We start from the raw sequence: 23,483 nt of genomic DNA on the forward strand, positions 1-23,483 counted from the left end.
TCAGCTGAGAATTCTGAATCAAGTTAAACAGCACTGGGATTCAGCTTTCCCTGGTATTCCCAGTTATCAACGTTTCGTGGAGTGGGTTCCTTCAACTTTAGGTATTGACCCGACCGGAACCGATATTCACTTGGGGCATAGTATTCCCGTGCGCAAACTCCGCACCTTTCAGGATGTGTTTTCTTCAACCAAGATGACAGGAATGGGACTGCTTTCTAACACTGTTTGCGAAATCGAACCAATTAAAACTTTGTCTAAGGGTTGATGTCCCCGTTTGCCAATAATAATGTCGCTGACTCTTAAAAATTGAGCGGTTTCCACAATTTCTGTCCCGACAACCCCATTACTGGTGGTAAAGCGGTAAGGAATATCAGCCAGCAGTTTTTGGCTGAGTTGTCTTAACTCATTTGTTTTTTCTTCATCGCGATGGCTAATCACATGGAGAACAATGACTTCTGCATTCGTTCTTCTGGCTAAATCTCCCGTTTTTTTCAAAACGTCTGTTGCCAGAGGAGAAGTATCAATAGCAGCAAGAAGACGAGTTTTTTCTGTAGTTGTAACTTTTGTCGGGTCAACTTCTCCTTTTTCGAGTAATTTTGGAGCAAAATGGGGAATTGCCCACGCCCCCAGAGGTGCGGTTACCAGAATGGATAATACAGCCAAAGCAAGAATAATTTCTCCCCCTTCGATACCTTGGGATAGAGGAATTGCCCCAATGGCAGCTTGTACCGTGGCTTTTGCCGAATTTCCAGGCAGTAAAAAGAGTTTTTCTCGCCAATTCCAGTTACTCCCGACAGTGGAGAGATACCAGCCGATACTGCGTCCAAACAGTAAGCCTAAGCCTAAAATGGCTAAACCGGGAAGGAAAACGCTAGCTAAAACACCGAGTTTCAAACTAACGCCGAGTAAGACAAATAAAACAATTTCGGCGACAATCCAAAGCTGATTAAATTCTACCCGTAACCGTCGTGCTAAAGGGGCATCAAATTCAATCAGGAAAAAGCCTAATGCCATCGTCGCGAGATAGCCGGAAAAATAAGGGAAGGTTTCGGCAAGGACAATTAATCCTAAGGCAAGGCTGGCAACAATGATCAGTTCATGAACCGGGTTTTGGGCAAATTTAAACTTAGCGAGAACTAGCGTAATCAGCCAAGCCATAGCATAGCCAATGATGACCCCACCAGCAATTTGTAAGAGGACTTGGAAAGGCAGTAAGGTGATAGAGTTTGCTTCTATCCCTTGTCCCAGAAAATTCAGTAAGAGGCTAAAAATGAGGAGAACTAACACATCGGATAAGGCACTCCCCGTTAAGATGACATCAGGAATACCTTTGGTCACCCCCCACCCTAAACTTTTGAGGCGTAACATTCCCGGAACAATCACTGCGGGGGATTCTGCACTGATGACACAGCCTAATAAAAGACCCATCCAGAGGTTAAAATCAAAAAGCAGCATGGAAAACAGCGCGATCGCGCTCATTTCGGCTAAAGCGGGTAAAACCCCCAGCCGTAACGCTACACTCCCCTGTTGCCATAGTTTTTCTTGATCTAATCCTAATCCTGCCCGCATTAAAATCACCATAACAGCTGCCGTTCGTAAATCGTCAGCGAGAGTGATTACAATTGGGTCAAGCCAATGGGTCAATTCTTGACCGAGGAGAATCCCCACTGCAATCATTCCCAGTAAGGGAGGCGTTCCCAGTCGGCGGACCAGTTCTCCGCCTAGAAATCCCAATAGTAAGATTAAAATAAAACTTGCGAGCATTCGGTTTGGACAATTTGGTGAATTCGATTAATCCCTTACAACTCAGTATTTTCTTTTTTCTAGCAGTTGTTCTGTTTCTTAGTTCTCTTTTAATTGCTGGTTTATCCTATTTACCCTTCTTTCAAATTTCTCAAGCTCTCATCAAACGGTTTGCCCCTGGCGAAATTTATCGTAACACCAGTCCTTCTTTTAAGATTTGGCTGGTTTTAACCATTATCATTATTGCTTTCGATGCCGCCTTTTTGCGACTTCCCAGTCCTACTTGGTTGGAATGGTTAGAATTTCCTTTAGGATTGTTTGTCGCAGTTGATGTTTGTTTCTTTAGCTTTAAAGTCATTGATAAATTATTCGAGAATTATCTATTGGGGGTCGCCCTTGAAGACGAAACGAAAATTAATAGTGAACTGTTTGCCTTAGGGGAATATTTAAGTAAAGCCACGACCGTTCTTATTATTATCTTTTGCTTTGCCCAAACCCATCAAATTAATTTGATTGGCTTACTTGCTAGTTTAGGAGTTGCAGGTGCCACCATTGCCTTTGCCTCCCAGAAAGTGATTGAAGAAATTCTTTGGAGTATTGTCTTATTAATTGACCGCCCTTTCAGTGTGGATGATTACATTCATCTTCAAGATCGTACTCTCGGTAAAGTGGAGTCTATTGGTTGGCGTTCTACAAAAATTCGTCTCTCAGGAAAAAATACATTAGCGGTCATCCCCAATAGTAATTTAGTCAAGGAAAATATTGAAAATTTAACCCGTGCAAAACGAGTGATTTCCATGATTACCTTGACATTCTTTAGTCGTTTATCTGAGAATGAAAAAGCTCTGATTCAGGAATTTATTTTCCAAAGTACTGATGATATTTTAGGGATTGATAGTGAGTTAACCCAAGTTAATTTTAAAGATGTTGTTGAGCGCGGAGGAGACCAATGTGTTCGGGCTGATATTATTTTCTTTATTTTAGGTGCAGCGGATACTTCCATGGAATTACGCCGAGGCTTACTCGAAATTGCCCGTGATAATATCGTGAACCGTTTAGAAATTTACGGCATTGCCTTTAACTGCGAACAAACAACCGTCGATGTTCCTCAGGAAATGACAATTTAGTAATCTCTGACTGTTGGTGAAAAGTGATGGTGAATTGTGCAGATTGAATGGGATATTCTAAAGGATGTTTTGGTATTAATGTTGCGCTTGGGATGCTTTTCTCTGGCTGCAATCGTTTCCCCATTTGTGGGTCGATTTTTACCAAGATTAATCTGGCGGTGTTTACTGTTAACCCAACGTTATATTGCGATTGATGCCAGGCATACCTATGATCAATTTATTAAATCGTTCCAGAATTTAATTGCAATTGCAGGAACTTTGTCTTTTCTAGCGTTAGCGTTAAACTTACTTGCCGAGTATGAAGAACTGTATAAATTTCTGGGTTTCTTTATTTATTTTGCCCTTTCCGTCACGCTGGCTTGGATTGCCCTCAAAATCAGTCGTCAATTGATTCGGCGGACAGTGATTGGTCTAGTGCAACGTTGGTTTGGGGAAGTTAATGAAGTCGTTTTAATTTTTGAAACCCTGATTTATGTTGTTATCGTAATTGCAGCAGGAATTATTTTTGCCATTGGTTTAAGACTCAATATTACTGCACTCATTGCTAGTTTAGGCATTAGTGGGGTTGCAATTGCTTTTGGGGCACAACAAACGCTGAGTCGCTTGTTTGGCACTCTTGAAATTTATTTAGATCGTCCCTATCGCCCTGGCGAATATATCCGCATTAGTTTTAATCCTTATGATGAAGATGCTTATGGTCGGATTGAATCTATTGGTTTACGTTCGACTAAAATTCGTATGGTGGCAACAAATACGATTACCATCGTTCCCAACTCATTAATGGCAGAAAAAAATATTGAAAACATCAGTCGCGGGAAAAAAATTGTTGCTATGTTATGCTTAGATTTTTTAAGAGTTTTAGATAATGGAGAACGGGCTTTAGTTAAACAAGTGGTACAAGATGCGAGTAATGTATTTTGGGGATTTACCAAAGCAAGTATTCATGTCCAGTTTTGTAGCACTGATTATCAAGCCGGAACCCGAGCACGAATTATCTTTTTTATTTCTAGTGTGGATGAAAGTTCTCTCGGCTTGCGTAAACGCCTTCTCGAATTAGCTAATAGCGCGATCGCGCATAAACTAGCTGCTTACAATCTTAAATTTACCACTCCTGAACCTGTGGTCTATATCGACTCGCCCATGTCGCTTTAGGTGAATTGCCATGAATCCACAATCTTTTTCAGACTATAACAATCCAGAAGCTTCTAGATCTCAAAACTTATCGCAAACTGTGGAAGAGTTGGAAGTAAAATTAGAGCAGTTACAGGCATCAGCACAAACATTAATTGGTGGGTTAATTGTGGCAATTCTAATTACAATTGGTGTGTCCGGATGGTTTGCCTACCGCTTAATCCTACAAGAACAAACGGCACGGCGCAAAGCTCAAGAATTTGAACAAACGGAAATTGAACTCCAAGAACAATTGGATGCTTTAGAACAACAACTGAATACACAACAGCAACAAATGGAACGCTTGCGAGAACAGATTCCTCAAAATCTCGAAAATCTAAATAGTGCCGTTGATTCTAACCAACGAGAAATTGAACGTTTACAAGAGCAAATTCAAGAACCTGAACAATCTACTAATGGAAAAGCAACCTCAAATATGTAATATCCGCATAATTTGACAGTGATTTAAATTAATGCTATAAAAGACTTAGTTCATCTATGTGGTTTTTATGTTGCTTAAGTTAGTGCTGTGGATGAAACACAGCACTCTCTTTTGCTACCATTGCCAACCTTCATCTTTAAGGGATCACGCCCGGTCTAATCTCTAACGTAGAAGAGAATTCATGGGATATTCTCTACAGAAACTGGCGTAGCCATTATAACCGCAAGAACTCTGGAGAAAAACTTTGATAATTATTACAAAGTATACGGTTTAGAACTTATTCTTCTAATAATCCCTCTTCCTGCATATGGCTAAGTAGCCAATTAGCCATGGTGGCGCGTCGAGTTTGTCGGGGACCAAAGTCGCCAATTTTATAGCCTTTAAAGCCTAATTTTTCCTTGAGGAGTTGTTTATTGGGTTTGGCAATGGAACGGGTCAATTTGACGGTAGCAGGGCGACTTTCAATAAAATCGGGAGGCTGGGGATAAGTGTCTCGCCACTCCGGGGGAACCAAATCATTTTGCCATTCTTCCCGCTTGGAATCGTAGCGATACCCCAAATAATACCAAACCAGTTGATTGACAGTAGCATCCGAAAGTTCTTCCTGGAGAATCCCCCAAATCGTTTCTTGATTCAAAGGCGGTAAATCTAACATTATTATCTTGTTTATCTTGTGAGTAGAAAAGAGCAAGTTTGTTCAAGACCAAATCATTAGTCGTCAATTAATCCTGACCTAATTGTATAACTGAGCTAACTTTCATCATTGATCTCAAACAAAAGTACAACTCGACTGGAATGTCAACGAAAAGAAAATAGCTCATTCCCAGACGGATAACCCTTAAGCGATCGCGCTTCCTGACCCACAGCATGGTATAGTAATGTTTGCGCTTAGGTTTCGATTAAAAAAGGCAATCGAAGTAAAGGGGAAAGCTCGGTGTAGGGCCGACACTGTCCCGCAACTGTGATGAAATTTGTTTTTGCTCAGAATTTCTCAGTCAGAACACCCGCCTAAGACATCTCAACCGACTAGAAGCATTCTGCGAGGTACAGATGCGGTTTATAACCGACAATCTCTATTTTTTTAATTTCCCAGTGGCAACCAATGCTACTTGCGATGGGAACAGTCAGACCGTTATCTTAAGCAATCTGAAGTTGAAGGAAATTGCTTGTTGAGCTCACTACGGATAGCGCGTTGGATGAGAAATTTATGAAAACTCAGCGCCAACTTCTTTGAGTGGAGAGTCCGCTTTGCACCCCAGTAGTTGATCTTCGTACAACGGGGATTAAGAGCGTCTCTGGCCATGATCCCGTATGTTTTAACTCTAATCATAAGGAATGAATCATCATGAACAAAATTCTATCTGCCATTCAGACGAATGATGAACGGTTTTGGAAGCGCTTAACCATTGGTTTACTCGCTCTGATTGCTCTACTCAGCCTAGCGCAACCGGCGGTTGCCCACCATCCGTTTGCTGGAGAAGCGCCTAACAATTGGTGGGAAGGCTTTTTATCGGGTTTAGGTCACCCTGTAATCGGCTTTGATCATCTGGCTTTTGTCATTGCCAGTGGTTTAGTCGCTGCGAATACAAAGCGGGGTTGGATGATTCCTTTAGGCTTTGTCATGGCGGCAATAGCGGGAACCGGACTTCATTTGCAAGGGGTTAACCTTCCTCTATTAGAAGTGATGATTGCGGCTTCTGTGATAGCAATGGGCGGTTTTTTAGTCCTCTTCCAAAGTCATAATGTGGTGGGTGAAAGTAATCATAATAATCAGGCAGAATCCTTTAGTTATAGCCTTTTGATTGCCTTGGGCAGCGCGATCGCGGGAATCTTTCATGGTTATGCTTATGGAGAAGCGGTTGTTGGCGCTGAAATGACCCCACTGGTTGCTTATTTAGCCGGGTTTACGTTGATCCAACTGGGCATTGCTTTAGGAAGCTATAAACTGGCGCAAACATTACTCGCCCAAGTGAGCACCCCCAGCGTTCCGCTCACGCGATTAATTGGTTGTGGAATAATGGGAATGGGAGTCGTCTTTGTCACGTCTGTCATCTAAGGAGGTCAAGCTCATGCCTGTTCCGTCCATTGCTTCTGGTTTGCTTGTTTGCGGTACAGTTCTCCTGCTAGCGCCCGCGAGTTGGGCAGGAGAACGTTTAGACGGAACCGTATTTTTTGATGCACCTCCCCGCTTGGAAGAGGCGAAAACCACCTTTAATGAAACCCAAATGCGAGGGGCAACTTACTATTTCACCCTCACCCTTCCCTCTCAAGCCGGTGAACCGCTGGGGAAAATAATGATTGAGCAACGGGGTGGGGTAGATGATATTCCCTTGCGCTTAGACCAAAGCACCGCCTTTGTCGGGACTGCTAGCGATAAACAAGAACCGATCGCGCTTGCAGATGTTTCCCAAAGCGAGAATAACCGTCAAATTACCGTGCAACTTGAAACTCCCGTGACACCGGGAACCACTTTCACCATTGGACTGCAACCGAGAAAAAATCCCAGATATGGTGGTGCTTATTTGTTTGGGATTACTGCCTTTCCGGCAGGGGATACCGTTCAAGAATTGTATTTAGGGGTCAGACGGATCCAGTTTTACGACCGTAGCAATGATTCCAATTTCCCAATGAGAACTCGTTGATTGTTAGCTCTCAGTTGAAGGGTGAGAGCTCAAATACAAAGAATATTCAGACAAAAAAATAGGAGTAAATATGGCTGCAAAAATCCCTGTCACCGTTGTTACAGGCTTTTTAGGTGCTGGCAAAACGACCCTGGTGCGACATTTACTGCAAAATAATCAAGGACGCAAAATTGCCGTTCTTGTCAATGAATTTGGCGAAGTGGGTATTGACGGCGACTTACTTCGCAGTTGCCAAATTTGTGATGAGGATGAACAGACCAGTAATAATATTGTGGAACTGACCAATGGCTGTTTATGTTGCACTGTGCAAGAGGAATTTTTTCCCACGATGCAAGCCCTCCTCAAACGCCGGAATGATATTGATTGCATTGTTGTAGAAACGTCTGGGCTAGCGCTACCGAAACCCCTGGTTCAGGCATTCCGTTGGCCGCAAATTCGCAATGGTGCAACCGTAGATGGGGTGGTTACCGTGGTCGATTGTGCCGCCTTAGCCAGTGGGGCATTGGTAGGAGATTTAGACGCTCTCGAAGCGCAACGTCAAGCTGATCCCAATCTAGAGCATGAAACCCCCATTGAGGAGTTATTTGAAGATCAACTAGCCTGTGCCGATCTGGTATTACTGACCAAGGCGGATCAAGTGGATGCGGCAACACGGAAAAAAGTTGAAAAGCGGTTGAAACAAGAATTGCCAGCAGGCGTCAATATTGTTCCTTGCTATAACGGGCAAGTGCCTGCCGATATCTTACTGGGCTTTAATGCTTCGGTGGAAGAAAACTTAGACAGTCGCCCTAGCCATCATGACCACGAAGAAGAACACGAACATGATGATGATATTAATTCGGTGCAATTGATTTTAGATGAGGCTTTTGAACCAAAACCATTAATGGAACGCATAGAAGTCTTATTTAAGGAAGCGGAAATTTATCGTGTGAAAGGCTTTGTCAATGTTCCTAATAAGCCGATGCGTCTGGTTATACAAGGGGTAGGCAAGCACTTAGACTCATTTTACGATCGCGCTTGGCAGAAGGATGAACTTCGCCAAACGCGTCTGGTTTTGATTGGACGAAATTTAGATGAAGGTCAAGTTAAAGCCAGCCTCCTGGAAGTTGTTCCTTCTCTCCATTAACGATCGCGCCGGGCTTTAAATACGCGAAGGGTTAAGGGATAGAAATACATCTGTCCCTTTTTTGCTCTTACGGCGCCATTGGGTACCAGTGCTAAACTCCAAAATGTCGTTAGGATAGCAACACCCCGCCCTGCCCAATCAATCCCATTTATTACTAGTGCAATTGCGCCCAAAGAGCTGTTCACCTCAGCACCAAAAATGGCTAAATAAATAAAAAAGCCGATTACGCCGAGAAAAAACAGCACCAAACTATAACCCACAAGGGCAATCTGGAAATTGAGAGCTTCTCGCCCTTGGAAATCGACATATTCGGATTCTTCTCGCTTGACCAGCCAAATTAAACCGGGAACAATAATATTGATTAGAGGAATGGGAAATTCTAGCCAGTACAGTGGAATCCAAATCAAGCCCGCCAGATGACAGACGATTGCCCAACGGACTTCTTCTTGTGTAACTTTTACCATTGCCGTAACCAAGGAGTTACTCATCTGGGTGGGAAGGTTTTAGTTTCAGCCAGATTCACTGCTAAGGTAGCATGTCTCAAGCGCTAAGTTTTACCCTTTCTTTTGTTGTAACCATTCCATCACTTGCTGACCCAGAGAAACATTGTTCAGGCGGTCAATTTCGCGCACCCCCGTGGGGCTAGTGACGTTAATTTCTGTTAAATACCCCCCAATCACATCAATCCCCACAAAAAATAAACCATCGGCCAATAAAGTAGGCGCGATCGCGCTACAAATTTCTCGATCTCGCCTCGTCATCGCTGCGGGTTCCACCCGTCCGCCCACTGCCATATTGCCGCGAAACTCGCCGCTAGTGGGAATGCGATTAATAGCACCAATTGGTTCTCCTTCTAATAAAATAATTCGTTTATCTCCCTCTTTCGCTTCCGGGAGAAAGGCTTGAATCATTACAGGTTCTCGCCCATTTTGCGTGCTAATTTCAATTAAAGAATTAAGATTGCGATCGCGCTTCTCTAAAAATAAAATTCCTTCCCCCGCTTTCCCGGCTAGCGGTTTTAAAACAGCACCCTCTTTTCGTTCCACAAACTCGCGAATTACTTTTTTATCTTCACTGACAATGGTTTCTGGAATCACCGTTGGAAAACGCATAGCATAGAGTTTTTCATTGGCTTTCTGCAACCCCTGCGGTGAATTAATCACTAATGTGTCAGTTGGCGTTAATAAGTCTAAGATTTGCGTTGCATAAAGATAAGGAATCGTCACCGGCGGATCGGTGCGCATAAACACGGCATCCATCTGTGTCAGCGGTTGTAACTTCCATTCTCCACACTGATACCACTCTTTCTGTGCGACCCAATGGTTATCTTGCAAACTCACAGGAGTAAGGTGAATTCGTTGGAGTCGTGCCCAAGCTTGAGATTGGACAATGCTCAAATAAGAGGCGGAGGTTGTCCAGACTTCATGACCTTGGGCTTGGGCGGCTTCCATAAAAGCAACTGTGGTGTCATGAGTTGGATCAAGTTGGAACAGTGGATCAATAATAAAGGCAAGTTTCATCTTAATTGTTTAGCCAAGTTTCAGTTTGTAAAAGATTATTAGCAATACATCTTTCAATGATTGTTATTATTTCAAAATTGAACTGAAATGAGCAATTAATCGCGTCTTCATTGTTATTCTCAATACTTTTCCTTTAAGCAGGGCTGCTGATTCGATGAAAATAGACAAACGAAGGAAGTTAGACCCCCTTTTATGCTTCAGCTTTATTGGTGATTCTGATCAATTATTGCAGAGCTGATTGAGGAATTTTTAGTAAAAAAAATTGACGAGGTATAAATAATGAAATAATTTTAGACAAGCGATACACTAGAGCTGATCCGTTCATGAATCGTGACTTGACTGGAATAGAAAGTTTAAGTTGACTAGAGATGAATGACAAGTAATGCAACCGACTGAGCGCCCTGAATCAGTTTCAATTATTCTCAAAATTGTGATTTAAATTTTTAAGTAAAAATGATATTAATTACTAAATATTTAAAATTGCTATTAAAGATTTTAAGAACTTCCTCCCGCTAAAAAAACTGATCAAATCCATAAAAAATTAGGTCTTACTGTCTCAACCAATGAAATTCCGTTCCTTATTTCCTGCCATTTCGCTGCGCTGGTTACTATTGGTTCCTTTTCTCATCCAGATCTTGGGGGTGGTGGGGGTAATCGGATATTTATCTTACTATAGTGGGAAAAAAGCGGTTGAAGAATTAGCCCATCAGCTCTTACATAAAACCAGTGATCGTGTTACGCAAACAACCAATCATTATTTAGACAACGCTTATGATATTAGTCAGGTGCATCTGCCACTGGTCAAATCAAGATTAGCCAACTTTGATAATTTAGATCAAATCCATCGTTATCTTATCGAGGCCCATCAAGACTTTCCAGAGATTACCAACGTTATGTTTGGCAATCCTGAAGGCGATTTTTTAACCAGTCAGCGTTCGATAGATAAGGGAATCACTGTAGTTGAGCCAACAGATGGGCAGTTCCAAGCCGGACGATCTCAGGAAAATAATCCCAGAAAATTAGACCTTTATGCCGTAACAAAAGATAGAAGGCTCGGGCAACATTTACAGACCATCGAGCAAATTGATGTGCGCGATCGCGCTTGGTATCGTCGTGCCGTGACCACTGGACAATCAGGCTGGAGTGAGCCTTTTTTCTTGGGAACCAGCAAAGCCCTGACGATTGATGCGTATACTCCATTTTACAGTCCATTTTCAGGGGATCTAGAAGGCGTTTTTGCTGTTAGTCTAAGTTTGGAAAAATTGAATGGGTTGTTAGTGCAACAAGCAATTGGTGATACCGGACAAGTTTTAATTTTGCAGCGGGATGGGTCATTAATTGCCAGTTCAGAAGGGAGTATATCTGCTTCTGTTACCTCTGTTCCTGACCCACTCCAACCCATCGCTCAGCAGTGGCTTCCCGGTTGGGAAAATGTCCATCTCCTAGTGAGTGCTGAGGCATTAGAAGCCAAGTTTGGTCCTTTAGCAGAGATTATGACGGCTCAAGAAGCATTATTGCGAGTTAATGGAGAGGATCAATATCTGCACGTCATGCCATACCAGAATCAGTATGGGTTGGATTGGGTTATTGTTACGATTCTGCCGCAATCACAGTTAATGACAAGCATTGAGAGCAATCGCAAATATACTCTTATGATTGGCGGTTTAACGATTTTTACCGTGACAAGTTTCACCCTGACGATTACCTATTGGTTGATCAAAGCCCTGGAAAATTTGAGCGATGCCAGTCGCTCCATTGCCGAAGGAAACTGGCAACACCCAATTCCAGAAAATAGCAAAATCAAAGAATTCAATGCCCTTGCCAAATCCTACAACCGAATGAGTCAAGAAATTCAGCATAGCTACGATCATCTGTGCAGGACTCTAGAAGAAATCAAAGCCACTAATCAACGGCTCCAGCAATTTTTAGAAGCGATTCCAGTAGGAATTGGCATTATTGATGCCCAAGGGAATCCTTGCTATACCAATCAACGCGCTGTGGAGCTTCTGGGGAAAAGGGCTGTTTCTCTCAAAAAGTTGTCAGATATCTCAGAGGTTTATCAAATTTATCTTGCTGGTACGAATCAACTTTATCCCTATGAAAAATTAGCTCTGGTGCGAGCGCTGAACGGAGAATTCGCAAGTAATAATGATGTGGAAATTCATTGGCGCGATCAGGGGAAGCACGTCATTTCTTTAGAAACCAGGGGAACACCCATTTATAATCAAGTAGGGGAAATTGAATATGCCGTCGTCACATTTCAAGATATTACGGAACAAAAACGGTCTGAGCGTCAGCTTTGGGAATTATCAGAACGTTTGGAACTATCCTTAGCAGCGGGTCAAATCGGTTATTGGGAATGGGACATTGCCCAAAAGACAATTTTTTGGGATCAGCGGATGTGCAATATTTTTGCGGTTACCTATCCCCTTACATCGGATGAAATTCGGGCGATTTGACATTCTCGCCTCCATCGTGATGATCGCGATCGCGTTTACCAACGCTTCCATCAAGCAATTGCTCAACAAACAGCTTTTGATACCGAATTTCGGATTATTCATCCCGATGGTAGCATTCACTTTCTTAAAACTTATGGCTTGATTCGCTTCGATCGTCAGGGTAATGCCCAAAGTATGATTGGGGTTAATTTCGATATTACAGAACTCAAAAACACACAAATTGAGTTAGAACAAAAAAATGCCGAACTGGTGCAAGCCAATCGTCTCAAAGATGAATTTTTGGCAACGATTAATCATGAGCTACGGACCCCCCTAAACGCTATCTTAGGGATGACGCAAGCCTTAGAACAAGAAGCATTAGGAGGTATGAATTCTCGACAACACAAAACCATACAAGTGATTCAGCGAAGCGGTTCTCATTTGCTGGAAATGGTCAACGATCTGCTAGAACTTTCCAAAATTGAATCCGGGACAAAAGAATTGCACTATACTCCCACCTCAGTTTTTGAACTCTGTCAATCTGCAACGACAATTGTTCAACCTGAAGTTCAGAATAAGCAACTGCAATTAGAAACCAAGCTTCCCTTGCCACTGCTCAAAATTTCAGTAGAAGAGCGATTGCTGCGCCAAGTCCTAATTAATTTGCTGAGTAATGCGATTAAATTTACTCCTAAAGGGGGCAAAATTATCCTGGAAGTAAGGTTTCCGAGCTCGAAAGGAGAGCATTGGCTTAGCTTTGCCGTTTATGATACCGGAATTGGGATTGCTGCAGAGAACTTACAGAAAATTTTTGAACCATTTGTGCAAATTGATAGTGCTTTAAACCGGAAATATCAAGGCACAGGAATTGGACTGTCTCTGGTGAAACAAATTGTGAAATTGCATGGTGGAGAAGTTACCGTAACCAGTCAAGAAGGCATCGGCAGTTGTTTTGTCTTTGATCTCCCTTGTGTAATTGCTAGTAGTGCTTTTGAAATTCAACTCAAGTCTTGGCACAACGGAGGAAAAGCCCCTGTCATTTTAGTGGTTGATGAACATGCAGGCAATTTAATGACAGTGAGTAACTACCTCGAAGCCAGAGGATATCACTTGCTCTCAGCCCATAATCAAGAAAAGGCGGTGGCACGCGCTCGCTCCTCTTGTCCCGATTTAGTGATCGTCACTTGGGAAGGGCCTGATCAATATGGGTTAGAGATGATACAGACGATTCGTGAGCAAGGGGAATTGACAAGCACTCCGATGATCGCGATCGCGCCTCAGACCTTATCCGATGAGAAAAACTGGGAGATAGAAGTGGCTCACGCTTTTAGAAAGCCCATTAAATTACAAGAATTAGCAAAAATAATCCAAGAAACCCTACATCATCTCTAACCCTCTGACGATTCCTTTTAAGAACTAACCATTGGATCTAATTGACCTTCTTCTTCCAGGGCATACAGCTCATCACAACCGCCAATGGAGTTATCATCAATAAAAATTTGAGGAAGACTGCGCTTTCCGTTGGCACGTTCTGCCATTTGCTCACGGGCTGCTTCATCCCCATCAATGGTGTATTCAGTAAAAGGAATATTTTTTTGAGTAAGTAGTGCTTTCGCTCGTAGACAAAACGGACAGGAACTCCAAGTATAAATCTCGACGTTTGCTGACATAGACCAATTTGTAAATGTTAGAAGTTTGTGTCGCTTTTGATCTTAACTTGTTAAGCGATTAATCATTCAATCAGTTGTTAAAATCGACTTTAGCAACTGTAAGATTAAGAAACAATGACATTCAGCCAAAAACTATGGCAGCAAAACCAAGATTTAGTTGAAGCCAGTCTCAACCATCCCTTTGTCCAAGGAATTGCTGATGGCAGCCTCGATCAGCGATGCTTTGCTTTTTATGTGGCACAAGATGCCTTTTTCTTAGAATCATTTGCTCGCGCTTACAGTATTGCTGCGGCTAAAGCCTTAGATTGGGAAGGATTTAATACCTTTCATCAATTGGCAGGAGGAGTCCTCGCAGAGCTAAATCTTCATCAAAGCTACGCCCAGCAATGGGGCATCGAGATCAAGGCAGTGACGCCTTCTGTTGCTACCCGCCGCTATACTGATTTTCTCCTAGCAACAGCTTGGGGAAGTGAAGTCGGTCTAACCGCTTGTGCCATGACGCCTTGTCTGCGGCTGTATTATTTTCTTGGTACCCAACTCGCTCAAAATCAAGCTGAGACTCACCAATATAGCGATTGGATTAAAACTTACAATGATGCTGAGTTCGGTCAACTGGTCGCTACCTTGGAAAGCTTAGTTGACCGGTATCTGATTAGAGAGGAAAAAGGTAACAGCACCTACCGTTATGCTTTGCAGTGTGAAAACGAGTTTTTTGCCGCTGCTTGGAACTTGCAATTCCCTTAGTTCATCTCTTCCCATTCCCTTAAACGATTCTGTTGTATTTGATCAAGATCGGGCGTGGGCAATAAGCTGACAAAAAACTGATTTATTTCACTTCGGGCACGATAGCTTGTCGCAGCTAAAGGTTGGGGTAAGAAAAAATCCCCTGCTGAAATAAAGATGATTGTTAGAAGTAAAGTCAGAGTCAATGTTTGGCAACGCATGACAAAATTCACCTTTTTTTAGTGGCTGACAATACAATTCTAGGTATTAAAGATAAAGTAAGCTGTTATTTAGATCACATAAAGTTTCTTGTTTACACTGTAAAAAATTGCTTTTAATAACTACCCATTCTCTTCCTCTTTGTTAGAGATCAATCAGCGTTAGGAGAAAGGATTTAAGCATTCATTACCCAGAAAAACAAGATTTTCAGCTTCCCTTGTAATTGTAATATTAACTACATTTCTTTGTTGAGATTACAATTTTAATGTGATATAAAACAAAATATTGATTGTTATAAATTACACATTAAAAATAAAAAGGGTGAGAAATTTCTCACCCTTTATCAATCACATTTTTGAAGAATTCAGAAATCCTTCTTACTTTTCTAAGTTTGGCGCTGTGAAAGAAAGCACTGAAGAATTAAGTTTTGCTACATCAGATGATTTGACTAAAGTTGGTACTGAATTCCGTAATCGATCTGTATAGGCAACCATTGTTGAATCATAAACCTGCGTCAAAATTTTCGGATAGAGTCCAACGCCAATAATGGGAATCAACAAACAAGCGATAATAAACACTTCTCGTGGTTCAGCATCCACTAAGACTTCATGAGACACCAGTTCTTGGTTCTCTTTCCCGTAGAAAATTTCTCGTAGCATTGAGAGCAGATAAATTGGCGTTAAAATGACTCCAACTGCCGCTAAAAAGACAACAATCACCTTAAATGTTGTATTGTAAGCATCACTGGTTGAGAAGCCAATAAACACCATCACTTCCGCCACAAAACCGCTCATTCCTGGTAAAGCAAGAGAGGCGAGAGAACAGGTGGTAAACATAGCAAAAATCTTCTGCATTTTTTGTCCCACACCGCCCATTTCATCAAGCATTAGGGTATGAGTCCGGTCATAGGTTGCTCCCACTAAGAAGAAGAGACTTGCCCCAATTAAGCCGTGAGACACCATCTGCAAGACAGCCCCACTTAAACCTAAATTGGTAAAAGAGCCAATGCCAATGAGAACAAAGCCCATGTGCGAAATCGAGGAATAGGCAATTTTTCGTTTCAGGTTGCGTTGGGCAAAAGAAGTCAGTGCTGCATAAATAATATTCACCACCCCTAAAATAACTAGCGCTGGGGCAAAGTAGGCATGGGCATCGGGTAACATCCCCGCATTCATCCGAATTAAGGCATAACCGCCCATTTTCAGAAGAATTCCTGCCAGTAACATGTGGACAGGAGCGGTAGCTTCACCATGGGCATCTGGAAGCCAAGTATGAAGGGGAAAAATGGGTAGCTTTACCGCATAAGCAATTAGAAAAGCGGCATAGAGCCAGAGCTGAAAGTTTAGCGCAATATCTTTGCTGACTAACGCCCGCATATCAAACGTGACAGTATCACCATAGAAAGCCATGGTTAAGCCTGCAACCAGAATAAAGAGCGAGCCGCCTGCGGTATAAAGGATAAATTTCGTTGCGGCATAGAGGCGTTTTTTTCCACCCCAAATCGAAAGCAATAGGTAAACCGGAATTAACTCCAATTCCCACACGAGGAAGAATAACAGCATATCCTGGACGGCAAAGACAGCAATTTGTCCGCCATACATTGCCAGCATCAGGAAATAAAAGAGTTTCGGTTTGAGCGTGACTGGCCAAGCCGCTAAAATTGCCAAAGTGGTAATAAAGCCAGTGAGTAGAATCAGAGGCATCGAAAGACCATCTGCCCCTACTGACCAATTCAAGTCCAGTTCAGGAATCCAGCTATAACTTTCGACGAGTTGTAGTTCTGGGTTCGAGAAGTCATAGTCAAGATAAAACGCGGCTACGATCAAGGCAAAGTTAATTAAACCGATTACAAGGGCATACCAACGCACTTGTTTCCCATCTTTATCTGGGATTAAGGGAATAAAAAACGAAGCAATTAAAGGAAAAAGGATAACAGTGGTTAACCAAGGAAAATTTGTCATAGTTTTTCAAATGAAATCAAGTGTAATTCTCATGTTTAAGGTGATAGGTGAGCGAATGACAAGGGATCGGGGAGACCAGATACGATGTACTCATCTTTTCTCCCTCTCCTATCCCCAATTGCCGATTTTTCAGGATCCGCTTTGACAGAAGGTTAAATCACACTAAAGGCAATGACAAACCCGAGAACGGCACCAAAAACAATCAAAGCGTAAAATTGGGCGCGACCGTTTTCAAAGTATTTCAAGCCCTCACCACTAATAATGGCGACTAAGCCGGTGAGATTAACAGCACCATCAACCACCCGATAGTCTACTTCCAGCACTTGTCGGGCTAGGCGACGACTCCCCTGTACAAAGAGGCTGTAATAGAGTTCGTCAAAGTACCACTTATTGAGAGAGAAGCGGTAGAGGGAAGGGAATTTTTGCGCGATCGCGCTCGGATCGATTTTATGACTGGCATACATTAAAGACGCCACGGTAATGCCAATTAAAGCAATTCCCACCGAGTTTCCAGCCATAATCAAAAATTCTGACCATTCAAACTCAGCCATCACCGCTTTCACTTCTTCTAGAGTTTCCCCAGGGGCATAAACAAACTCCTCAAAGAAGTTTTCCCAGGGCTTACCAATCCAACCAATAGCAAGAGAGGGAATTGCCAGAATGATTAAAGGTAAGGTCATGCTTAACGGCGATTCATGAGGGGTTTCACTGTGATGATGTTCATCGGCTCCAGGGTCGGATTCCAGTTCTCGGGTATCCATAGCACCCGGACCAAACGCGGGTCTAAGAGAAGCCAAAATCGACTCGTCATTCCCACGAAATTGACCTTCAAAAGTCATGAAATACATCCGGAACATATAAAAGGCCGTTAAGCCAGCGGTTAGCCAACCAATAAACCATAAAGCTGGATTGGCACTAAAGGCTTGACTTAAAATCTCGTCTTTAGACCAGAAGCCGGCAAAGGGAGGAATTCCACAAATGGCTAACGTTCCCACCAGAAACGTTAAAGAGGTAATGGGCATATATTTCCGTAAGCCTCCCATCAAGCGCATATCTTGAGCCAGATCGGGATTATGACCCACCACTTCTTCCATGCCATGAATGACCGAACCGGAACATAAAAACAACATGGCTTTGAAGAAAGCATGGGTCATCAGGTGGAAGAGACCCGCCGTGTAACCGCCAACTCCCATTGCCATTACCATATATCCCAATTGGGAAATGGTGGAGTAGGCTAATCCTTTTTTAATATCATTTTGCGTCAGCGCGATCGTTGCGCCCAAAAACGCTGTAAATGCCCCCGTCCAAGCAATGATACTCATGACAGAAGGAATGGCTTCAAACACTGGATACATCCGCGCAATTAGGAAAACACCGGCTGCAACCATTGTCGCCGCATGAATCAGTGCCGAAATCGGCGTTGGACCTTCCATAGCATCGGGAAGCCAGACATGAAGAGGAAATTGCGCTGATTTCGCTACCGGACCGAGGAAAACTAAGATCCCAAATAAAGCCGCCAAACTGGCGCCGATAATACCAGACTCAACAAGGGTTTCCAATTGTAATCCCATCTCGGTAAATTCAAAAGTACCGGTTGCCCAATAGAGTCCGAGCATTCCGAGGAGAAAACCAAAGTCACCGACACGGTTAACGACAAAAGCTTTCTGACAAGCATCAGCAGCCGCTTTGCGGTCATACCAAAAGCCAATCAGTAGGTAAGATGCCATCCCCACCAATTCCCAGAAAATATAAATTTGCACTAAGTTGGGACTAACCACTAAGCCCAACATGGAAGAGGCAAATAAGCTCAAATAAGCATAAAAGCGCACATAACCTGCATCATGAGCCATATAGCCATCGGTATAGACCATGACCAAAAAAGCAACAGTGGTTACGACGCTCAACATCACCGTGCTGAGAGGGTCAATGGTATAACCCATGGTTAATTTAAAATCTCCCGCTGCTGCCCATTCAAAGGTGCGCAGAAACGTTTCATGACCATTAATTTGACTCCAGAGCAACGCGAAAGATAAAACCATGGTTGCCCCAGTCAGAGAGACAATAAAAATAGCTGCGGGTTGACGCAGACGACTGGTGACTTGGTTAAAGGAAATCAGCCCAGTGCCAACAATCATCGCGCCGACCAAAGGCAGAACCGGAATTAGCCAAGCATATTGATACAGTTGTTCCATATAATTTAAGCCTACTGATAGTAGTGATTACACCCTAGTTAATCGATAACAGAGGAGAGTTTCCACCGTCTTGGGGAAGACTGAGTGGAAATACCGTTAACAATTGTGACATATTCAGTTGAGCACATTGTCGCGATTTTGCTCTCGCCATGAAGGATTTTTAGCTAAAATGCCATCATAATTTGTTAAGAAACGTTTAATTAATGATTAGATCACTGCTATTTTGCCATTGATCAGTGCGATCACTGATGAGTGGCAAAGGCGGCAATTAATTTGTCACAGTGAGGAGAAGCTACGATTAGGAGCAAAATCATGGAAAAGCCAGAACAAAACGAACCCATTTGGGAATATAAAGTCGTTCATCTTAATATTAAAAATACAGAAACTCCCAATGCTGAAGCAGCGAGTTCAGCAACAAAAGGAACGTTTAGCCCCGAGTTTCTCAAGCAAGAATTTCCAGATATTTATAGCGGACAAGGAGCCTCTAACCATCCGGCGCGTCAATTACAAGATGCTTTAAACCGCTTAGGGAAAGAGGGATGGGAATTTTTTGAAATTCACGAAGTTGGTTCTCTAACCATGATGTTTTTTAAACGGCTACAACCTCAATCGCCAGATCACTCTGAAACACAGAAAAATGTTTAATCGCATTGCCTTACCAAGCGATGATTAACTGGTTTGTCTTGGCAGCAATCATTAAATTGGCTTTTTTATTAACTTGAGTTTTACATTTTTGAATTAACGATTGTTTTTATTGATTGAATTAGACTCTCCTGTTAACTGTAGAGTTTAGGATGAGAACAAAGCATGACCCGTTCAACTCATGAACCCTTCTCATCAGCGTTCGCAACATTCTTCTTAAAGTCATCAAGGACACCACAATCATCAACATCATCATGACCCAGCGGTTTTTAAGCAACGTTTCTTCATTTGCTTAGTTAGAAATGATTCAAATTAGAAGATTGGTGAATTTTTTTATTTATTAATCAGATAATAATCGGTAAGCAAACTGTAAAAATACTACCTTTTCCTAATTCACTTTTGACTTTGATCTTACCTTGATGCGCCAGCGCGATCGCGCTCGCAATGGCTAGCCCTAAACCCGAAACCCCTCTATCCCTTGAACGGGCTTTATTGACGCGATAAAAGCGATCAAAAATGAGGGTTTGTTCCTCTTTTGGAATGCCAATCCCTGTATCGATCACCTCAATCAAAGCCTTATTATGTTCTTGCCTTAAAACTAAAGTGACTTTTCCTCCTTTTAAGGTATGTTGAATGGAATTAATGACTAAATTCGTGACTAAACGATACAATTTTTCTTCCTCTCCCCTTACTTTTAAAGGTTGAGTAACTTGCATTTGAGCAATTAAGTTAATCTCTTCTCTATAGGCAAAAGCAGAAAATTCCTCAGCAATATCAGTAATTAAATCATTGAGAATAACTGTTTTTTCTAATAACTGATCATCGTTTGTTAATTGTCGTTCCATCCGACAAAGCATTAATAAATCGGCAACCAAAGCGGAAAGACGTTGGTTCTGTCGTTTAAGGGTGTGGAACGTTTCTCGGCTGTCTTTTTCGGTTAAAGTTGGTAACATTAAAGAAGATTCAATCGTTGCGCGAGTCGCAGCTAAAGGCGTTCTTAATTCATGGGCTGCATCAGCCGTAAATTGTTGAATTTGTTGGTAGGATTGGTAAATCGGTGCCATTGCTTTTCCCGCCAACCACCAACTCGCAAACATGACGAAAACAATGAGAATCGGCAATCCTAATACAATAATCCATTTGACATTTGCAACATAATTATCAAAAGCCTCTAGGTTTCTTCCGATTTGAAGATAGCCCCACGGTTGATTATTTTGGGTATGTAATTCTAGATAAATTTGCCGATAACGAATGCCATTAATATCCCTTAGATTTTTCCATTGTTGTTGATTATAATTGATTGATAAACCTTCTGGTTGTATGCCTGCTAGGGCGACTAACTCCCCAGATAAACCATAGAACTGTAAATAGTAATGATCTTGTTGCAGTGCCCCCGCTAATTGAGGGTTATTGTGAGTACAACTGGTTGTTTCTACACACAAAGTTGGGATTAGATTCTTAACCCGTTTATTTAATTGTCCAGGTTGTTCTAAAATCGGTTCTAAACTGTCATGAATTGTCCCGGCAACGGTTTCTAATTCTTGATTAATACTAATGCGATGGGCGTGCGCGATCGCTTCATAAACGCCTAATGCCGATACTCCTAAAATTAAACTTAAAACTCCGGCATACCACCTCGCTAATCGCCATCTGGTTTCTGTAAATAATTTGTTGTTATACATTTACATTGTCGTCTAATTTCTCTTGATTTCATCCTTTCAAAGAATTTAAAAATCATGGAAATAACTCCAAATATTTAAAATAGTCTGATTGAATTAAATTAAAATGTCTTCTATCTAAAGTTAAAATTTTTCTAATTTGATAACGTTCTGCTAAATAAATAGTGGTTGGTTTCATGGATTTTAAATTTTATATTCTGTTAGGAATCTTAAATCAGTTGTCAATTTCTGCATTTTATACTCTCTTTAATTCCCCTATCTCTATCGTTCTCTTTCAATCAATTCACCTTGTAGGTATTTATGTAAAATTTCTTGACTTAAATTAGGAATAGATTGACCAAGTTGTTCAGAGAGTTCTTGAAATTTTTGACTATCTTCTACAGATAAAGTCACTTCTATTTTTTGCTGATTGATTTGATGACTAGCATAAGTTTGATAACGCTTCATTTCTTGAGAGAGATTTTCAACACTTTCCCATTCTTTTTTTTCAACACTTTCTAACAGTTCTTTTTCTTCAGGATTGAGAGAATTCATGATGTGATTAACCTCCTAAGTATATTTTGGTCATTTTTCGACTAGGAATAATGGTTTTGAGAAATATCTCTAAATCATTTTCGACAAAGGGAACTAGATAAACATAATTATCTATTTTAACAATAAAAATCTTTTGACTGGGATATTTGTCAGAGTTATAGTGTTTAATAACATCGAGGAGATTTCCTTGTTCAATCGCTTGAATAATATTATCAAAGGTAATTCCTCTTTTTTGTTGCAGTTGTTGGTTTTTCTCCCTATTCCAATTAAAGGGTTTCATTTTCATTGATTGCTAAACGATAGCCTAATCCATAAATGGTTTCAATTAAATGTTCACAACCATATTCCGATAATTTCTTCCGTAACAATCGCATTTGTGCTGCGACGACATTACTCATGGGTTGTGAACCTAATTCCCATAATCGCTCTAAAAGTTGTTCTCGATTTAAGATTTGGTTAGGATGTCGCATAAAATACTCTAATAATTGAAATTCCTTACTGGTGAGAGGAATAACTTTTGTTTCACCAGATGTCTCTGTGCATTTCACCGTATTTGTGCCATAATCTAACTCAAGATTGCCGACTTTTAGCGTTTGCGGTTGCAGTTGAGGGGATCTTCTTTGTAAAGCTCTGAGTCGCGCTAATAATTCCGCCATACCAAACGGTTTCACTAAATAGTCATCCGCCCCAGCATCTAACCCCATTACCTTATCTTCCATGGTATCCTTTGCGGTCAACATGAGAACAGGTAAAGGATTATTTTGATGTCTTAAACGTTGAAGTAATTCCAGTCCCGATAACCCTGGCAATAACCAGTCAAAGATTGCCAAATCATACTCTAAAAAAGTGTCTTCTAAATAATCCCATGCTTCCTCACCATTTAAAACCCAATCGACTATATAATTGTGTTGGTTGAGGGTTCTTTTAATTGCACGCCCTAAATCGGGTTCATCTTCAACTAATAAGATTCGCATAAATTATGCCATTTTCTTTCGATCAATGATAAAAACTTGTAGGGTTTGCCTTGGCTACCGTACTTTATAGCTGATTGTCCATTATTAGTGACTTGATCTGTTTCAAGGTTATACCAACTTAAAAAGTAGATGTTTATGGTGGGCAATGCCTACCCTACATTTAATTCAGAGTTTATTACTGTAACTTGATTGTTCCAAAATGGGATTAGTAGCTGTTGATGGTTGGATCTTATTTTTTACGAAGTTACTAATGTCATCAACAAAGGTATAAACGACAGGAATAACAATTAAAGTTAATAACGTTGATACCGTTAATCCGCCTAAAATAACCGTAGCAATGGGAGAATAAGCATCCATTCCTGTTTCGGGGTAAAAGGCAAGTCTAAATACCACAATCATTGTGGTTAAAGTCGTCATGAAAATCGCTTTTAAACGTACGGGTCCCGCTTCTCGAATCGCTTTACTTCTGGGAATACCTTCTTGACGTTTTGTTAAAATTAGTTCTAGTAACAAGATTGCGGAAGAAACGGCAATTCCTGAGAGGATAATAATGCCTAAAATCGAAACAGTGGATAAAGTTTGTTGTAAGGATTCAGGGATAAGGGTTGACAGGAGTCAAAAAAGGGTTAAGCTGAAGCCATGATGATGAGCCAAGAGCACTCGTTCCCCAAGGCGGAAGAA

General features: G+C 41.5%; 21 protein-coding genes, 2 pseudogenes and 1 riboswitch. Of the genes and pseudogenes, 11 read left to right on the top strand and 12 right to left on the bottom strand.

The annotated features are described in order from the left end of the window. The first annotated feature begins 4 nt into the window (after positions 1–4). Positions 5–100 (top strand): annotated as a pseudogene (locus GVY04_04030) (IS982 family transposase). A 68-nt stretch (positions 101–168) separates the two neighbouring features. On the opposite strand, the gene GVY04_04035 reads toward GVY04_04030, so the two are convergent. Then, a complete protein-coding gene (locus GVY04_04035; protein ID NBD15323.1) occupies positions 169–1,764 on the bottom strand; it encodes a universal stress protein in 1,596 nt (531 codons plus the stop codon). A gap of 17 nt (positions 1,765–1,781) precedes the next feature. Between GVY04_04035 and GVY04_04040 the strand changes: the two genes are divergently transcribed. From GVY04_04040 to GVY04_04050, 3 genes are read left to right on the top strand one after another with little or no spacing between them, the layout of a single operon-like run. Then, positions 1,782–2,870 carry a mechanosensitive ion channel gene (locus GVY04_04040; GenBank protein ID NBD15324.1) on the top strand — a complete coding sequence of 363 codons (1,089 nt, stop codon included), beginning with the start codon at positions 1,782–1,784 and terminating at the stop codon, positions 2,868–2,870. 36 nt (positions 2,871–2,906) lie between these two features. Next, positions 2,907–4,022: a mechanosensitive ion channel gene (locus GVY04_04045; GenBank protein ID NBD15325.1), complete on the top strand. Its 1,116-nt coding sequence runs from the start codon at positions 2,907–2,909 to the stop codon at positions 4,020–4,022. 10 nt (positions 4,023–4,032) lie between these two features. Next, positions 4,033–4,482 carry a hypothetical protein gene (locus GVY04_04050; GenBank protein ID NBD15326.1) on the top strand — a complete coding sequence of 150 codons (450 nt, stop codon included), beginning with the start codon at positions 4,033–4,035 and terminating at the stop codon, positions 4,480–4,482. A gap of 277 nt (positions 4,483–4,759) precedes the next feature. Here the strand turns inward: GVY04_04050 and GVY04_04055 are convergent, their stop codons facing one another. Then, positions 4,760–5,137 (bottom strand): DUF1823 family protein, encoded by a 378-nt coding sequence (locus tag GVY04_04055; protein NBD15327.1) that lies wholly within the window; start codon positions 5,135–5,137, stop codon positions 4,760–4,762. Between the two features lie 218 nt (positions 5,138–5,355). After that, a riboswitch (cobalamin riboswitch) is annotated at positions 5,356–5,509 on the top strand. 318 nt (positions 5,510–5,827) lie between these two features. Here GVY04_04055 and GVY04_04060 point away from each other — a divergent pair. The 3 genes from GVY04_04060 (at position 5,828) to cobW (ending at position 8,250) form a co-directional block, all read left to right on the top strand. Beyond that, the gene (locus GVY04_04060) at positions 5,828–6,538 is read left to right on the top strand and encodes an urease accessory protein UreJ (protein NBD15328.1); all 711 of its coding nucleotides are present in this window, start codon (positions 5,828–5,830) and stop codon (positions 6,536–6,538) included. 13 nt (positions 6,539–6,551) lie between these two features. Next, entirely contained in the window at positions 6,552–7,124 is a 573-nt protein-coding gene (locus GVY04_04065) for a DUF2808 domain-containing protein (protein NBD15329.1), read from the top strand. Positions 7,125–7,194: 70 nt separating this feature from the next. Further along, the gene (gene cobW, locus GVY04_04070) at positions 7,195–8,250 is read left to right on the top strand and encodes a cobalamin biosynthesis protein CobW (protein NBD15330.1); all 1,056 of its coding nucleotides are present in this window, start codon (positions 7,195–7,197) and stop codon (positions 8,248–8,250) included. Here cobW and GVY04_04075 read toward each other — a convergent pair. Both GVY04_04075 and gshB read right to left on the bottom strand, forming a co-directional pair. Continuing rightward, a complete protein-coding gene (locus tag GVY04_04075; protein NBD15331.1) occupies positions 8,247–8,738 on the bottom strand; it encodes a DUF4870 domain-containing protein in 492 nt (163 codons plus the stop codon). The two genes, cobW and GVY04_04075, sit on opposite strands and share 4 nt — an antisense overlap. 66 nt (positions 8,739–8,804) lie before the next feature. Then, a complete protein-coding gene (gene gshB / locus GVY04_04080; GenBank protein ID NBD15332.1) occupies positions 8,805–9,770 on the bottom strand; it encodes a glutathione synthase in 966 nt (321 codons plus the stop codon). A 563-nt stretch (positions 9,771–10,333) separates the two neighbouring features. On the opposite strand from gshB, the gene GVY04_04085 reads away from it, so the two are divergent. Then, positions 10,334–12,229: a PAS domain S-box protein gene (locus GVY04_04085; protein ID NBD15333.1), complete on the top strand. Its 1,896-nt coding sequence runs from the start codon at positions 10,334–10,336 to the stop codon at positions 12,227–12,229. Positions 12,230–12,367: 138 nt separating this feature from the next. Continuing rightward, positions 12,368–13,600 carry a response regulator gene (locus GVY04_04090; protein ID NBD15334.1) on the top strand — a complete coding sequence of 411 codons (1,233 nt, stop codon included), beginning with the start codon at positions 12,368–12,370 and terminating at the stop codon, positions 13,598–13,600. Positions 13,601–13,617: 17 nt separating this feature from the next. Here the strand turns inward: GVY04_04090 and grxC are convergent, their stop codons facing one another. Beyond that, complete coding sequence (gene grxC / locus GVY04_04095) at positions 13,618–13,878, bottom strand: glutaredoxin 3 (protein ID NBD15335.1); 261 nt, start codon at positions 13,876–13,878, stop codon at positions 13,618–13,620. 114 nt (positions 13,879–13,992) lie between these two features. Between grxC and GVY04_04100 the strand changes: the two genes are divergently transcribed. Further along, entirely contained in the window at positions 13,993–14,622 is a 630-nt protein-coding gene (locus tag GVY04_04100; GenBank protein ID NBD15336.1) for a TenA family protein, read from the top strand. A gap of 575 nt (positions 14,623–15,197) precedes the next feature. Here the strand turns inward: GVY04_04100 and GVY04_04105 are convergent. Both GVY04_04105 and GVY04_04110 read right to left on the bottom strand, forming a co-directional pair. Continuing rightward, positions 15,198–16,781 carry an NADH-quinone oxidoreductase subunit M gene (locus tag GVY04_04105; protein NBD15337.1) on the bottom strand — a complete coding sequence of 528 codons (1,584 nt, stop codon included), beginning with the start codon at positions 16,779–16,781 and terminating at the stop codon, positions 15,198–15,200. Positions 16,782–16,933: 152 nt separating this feature from the next. Beyond that, positions 16,934–18,973, bottom strand: a complete 2,040-nt coding sequence (locus GVY04_04110; protein ID NBD15338.1) for an NAD(P)H-quinone oxidoreductase subunit 5 — start codon at positions 18,971–18,973, stop codon at positions 16,934–16,936. Positions 18,974–19,285: 312 nt separating this feature from the next. On the opposite strand from GVY04_04110, the gene GVY04_04115 reads away from it, so the two are divergent. Next, a complete protein-coding gene (locus tag GVY04_04115; protein NBD15339.1) occupies positions 19,286–19,618 on the top strand; it encodes a hypothetical protein in 333 nt (110 codons plus the stop codon). A 341-nt stretch (positions 19,619–19,959) separates the two neighbouring features. Here GVY04_04115 and GVY04_04120 read toward each other — a convergent pair whose 3' ends face one another. The 5 genes and pseudogenes from GVY04_04120 to GVY04_04140 all read right to left on the bottom strand — a co-directional run bounded on the left by GVY04_04120 (position 19,960) and on the right by GVY04_04140 (position 23,387). After that, the gene (locus GVY04_04120) at positions 19,960–21,297 is read right to left on the bottom strand and encodes a two-component sensor histidine kinase (GenBank protein NBD15340.1); all 1,338 of its coding nucleotides are present in this window, start codon (positions 21,295–21,297) and stop codon (positions 19,960–19,962) included. Between the two features lie 258 nt (positions 21,298–21,555). Then, positions 21,556–21,828 carry an antitoxin gene (locus GVY04_04125; GenBank protein NBD15341.1) on the bottom strand — a complete coding sequence of 91 codons (273 nt, stop codon included), beginning with the start codon at positions 21,826–21,828 and terminating at the stop codon, positions 21,556–21,558. Between the two features lie 7 nt (positions 21,829–21,835). Beyond that, complete coding sequence (locus GVY04_04130; protein NBD15342.1) at positions 21,836–22,108, bottom strand: toxin; 273 nt, start codon at positions 22,106–22,108, stop codon at positions 21,836–21,838. Next, positions 22,095–22,802, bottom strand: a complete 708-nt coding sequence (locus tag GVY04_04135) for a response regulator (protein NBD15343.1) — start codon at positions 22,800–22,802, stop codon at positions 22,095–22,097. The genes GVY04_04130 and GVY04_04135 overlap by 14 nt, the downstream gene beginning before the upstream one ends. Positions 22,803–22,967: 165 nt before the next feature. Further along, a pseudogene (locus GVY04_04140) lies at positions 22,968–23,387 on the bottom strand (AcrB/AcrD/AcrF family protein). Positions 23,388–23,483 lie beyond the last annotated feature (96 nt).

It is taken from the genome of Cyanobacteria bacterium GSL.Bin1, from assembly GCA_009909085.1.
In the GTDB taxonomy this organism is placed as follows: domain Bacteria; phylum Cyanobacteriota; class Cyanobacteriia; order Cyanobacteriales; family Rubidibacteraceae; genus Halothece.

Bases quoted from the DNA above. Each gene is read 5' to 3' on its own strand.
- GVY04_04085 (NBD15333.1), top strand. From the start codon at position 10,334: ATGAAATTCCGTTCCTTATTTCCTGCCATTTCGCTGCGCTGGTTACTA.
- GVY04_04105 (NBD15337.1), bottom strand. From the start codon at position 16,781: ATGACAAATTTTCCTTGGTTAACCACTGTTATCCTTTTTCCTTTAATT.
- GVY04_04110 (NBD15338.1), bottom strand. From the start codon at position 18,973: ATGGAACAACTGTATCAATATGCTTGGCTAATTCCGGTTCTGCCTTTG.
- GVY04_04035 (NBD15323.1), bottom strand. From the start codon at position 1,764: ATGCTCGCAAGTTTTATTTTAATCTTACTATTGGGATTTCTAGGCGGA.
- GVY04_04100 (NBD15336.1), top strand. From the start codon at position 13,993: ATGACATTCAGCCAAAAACTATGGCAGCAAAACCAAGATTTAGTTGAA.
- GVY04_04125 (NBD15341.1), bottom strand. From the start codon at position 21,828: ATGAATTCTCTCAATCCTGAAGAAAAAGAACTGTTAGAAAGTGTTGAA.
- GVY04_04075 (NBD15331.1), bottom strand. From the start codon at position 8,738: ATGAGTAACTCCTTGGTTACGGCAATGGTAAAAGTTACACAAGAAGAA.
- GVY04_04055 (NBD15327.1), bottom strand. From the start codon at position 5,137: ATGTTAGATTTACCGCCTTTGAATCAAGAAACGATTTGGGGGATTCTC.
- GVY04_04115 (NBD15339.1), top strand. From the start codon at position 19,286: ATGGAAAAGCCAGAACAAAACGAACCCATTTGGGAATATAAAGTCGTT.
- grxC (NBD15335.1), bottom strand. From the start codon at position 13,878: ATGTCAGCAAACGTCGAGATTTATACTTGGAGTTCCTGTCCGTTTTGT.
- cobW (NBD15330.1), top strand. From the start codon at position 7,195: ATGGCTGCAAAAATCCCTGTCACCGTTGTTACAGGCTTTTTAGGTGCT.
- GVY04_04065 (NBD15329.1), top strand. From the start codon at position 6,552: ATGCCTGTTCCGTCCATTGCTTCTGGTTTGCTTGTTTGCGGTACAGTT.
- GVY04_04050 (NBD15326.1), top strand. From the start codon at position 4,033: ATGAATCCACAATCTTTTTCAGACTATAACAATCCAGAAGCTTCTAGA.
- GVY04_04060 (NBD15328.1), top strand. From the start codon at position 5,828: ATGAACAAAATTCTATCTGCCATTCAGACGAATGATGAACGGTTTTGG.
- GVY04_04120 (NBD15340.1), bottom strand. From the start codon at position 21,297: ATGTATAACAACAAATTATTTACAGAAACCAGATGGCGATTAGCGAGG.
- GVY04_04135 (NBD15343.1), bottom strand. From the start codon at position 22,802: ATGCGAATCTTATTAGTTGAAGATGAACCCGATTTAGGGCGTGCAATT.
- GVY04_04130 (NBD15342.1), bottom strand. From the start codon at position 22,108: ATGAAACCCTTTAATTGGAATAGGGAGAAAAACCAACAACTGCAACAA.
- gshB (NBD15332.1), bottom strand. From the start codon at position 9,770: ATGAAACTTGCCTTTATTATTGATCCACTGTTCCAACTTGATCCAACT.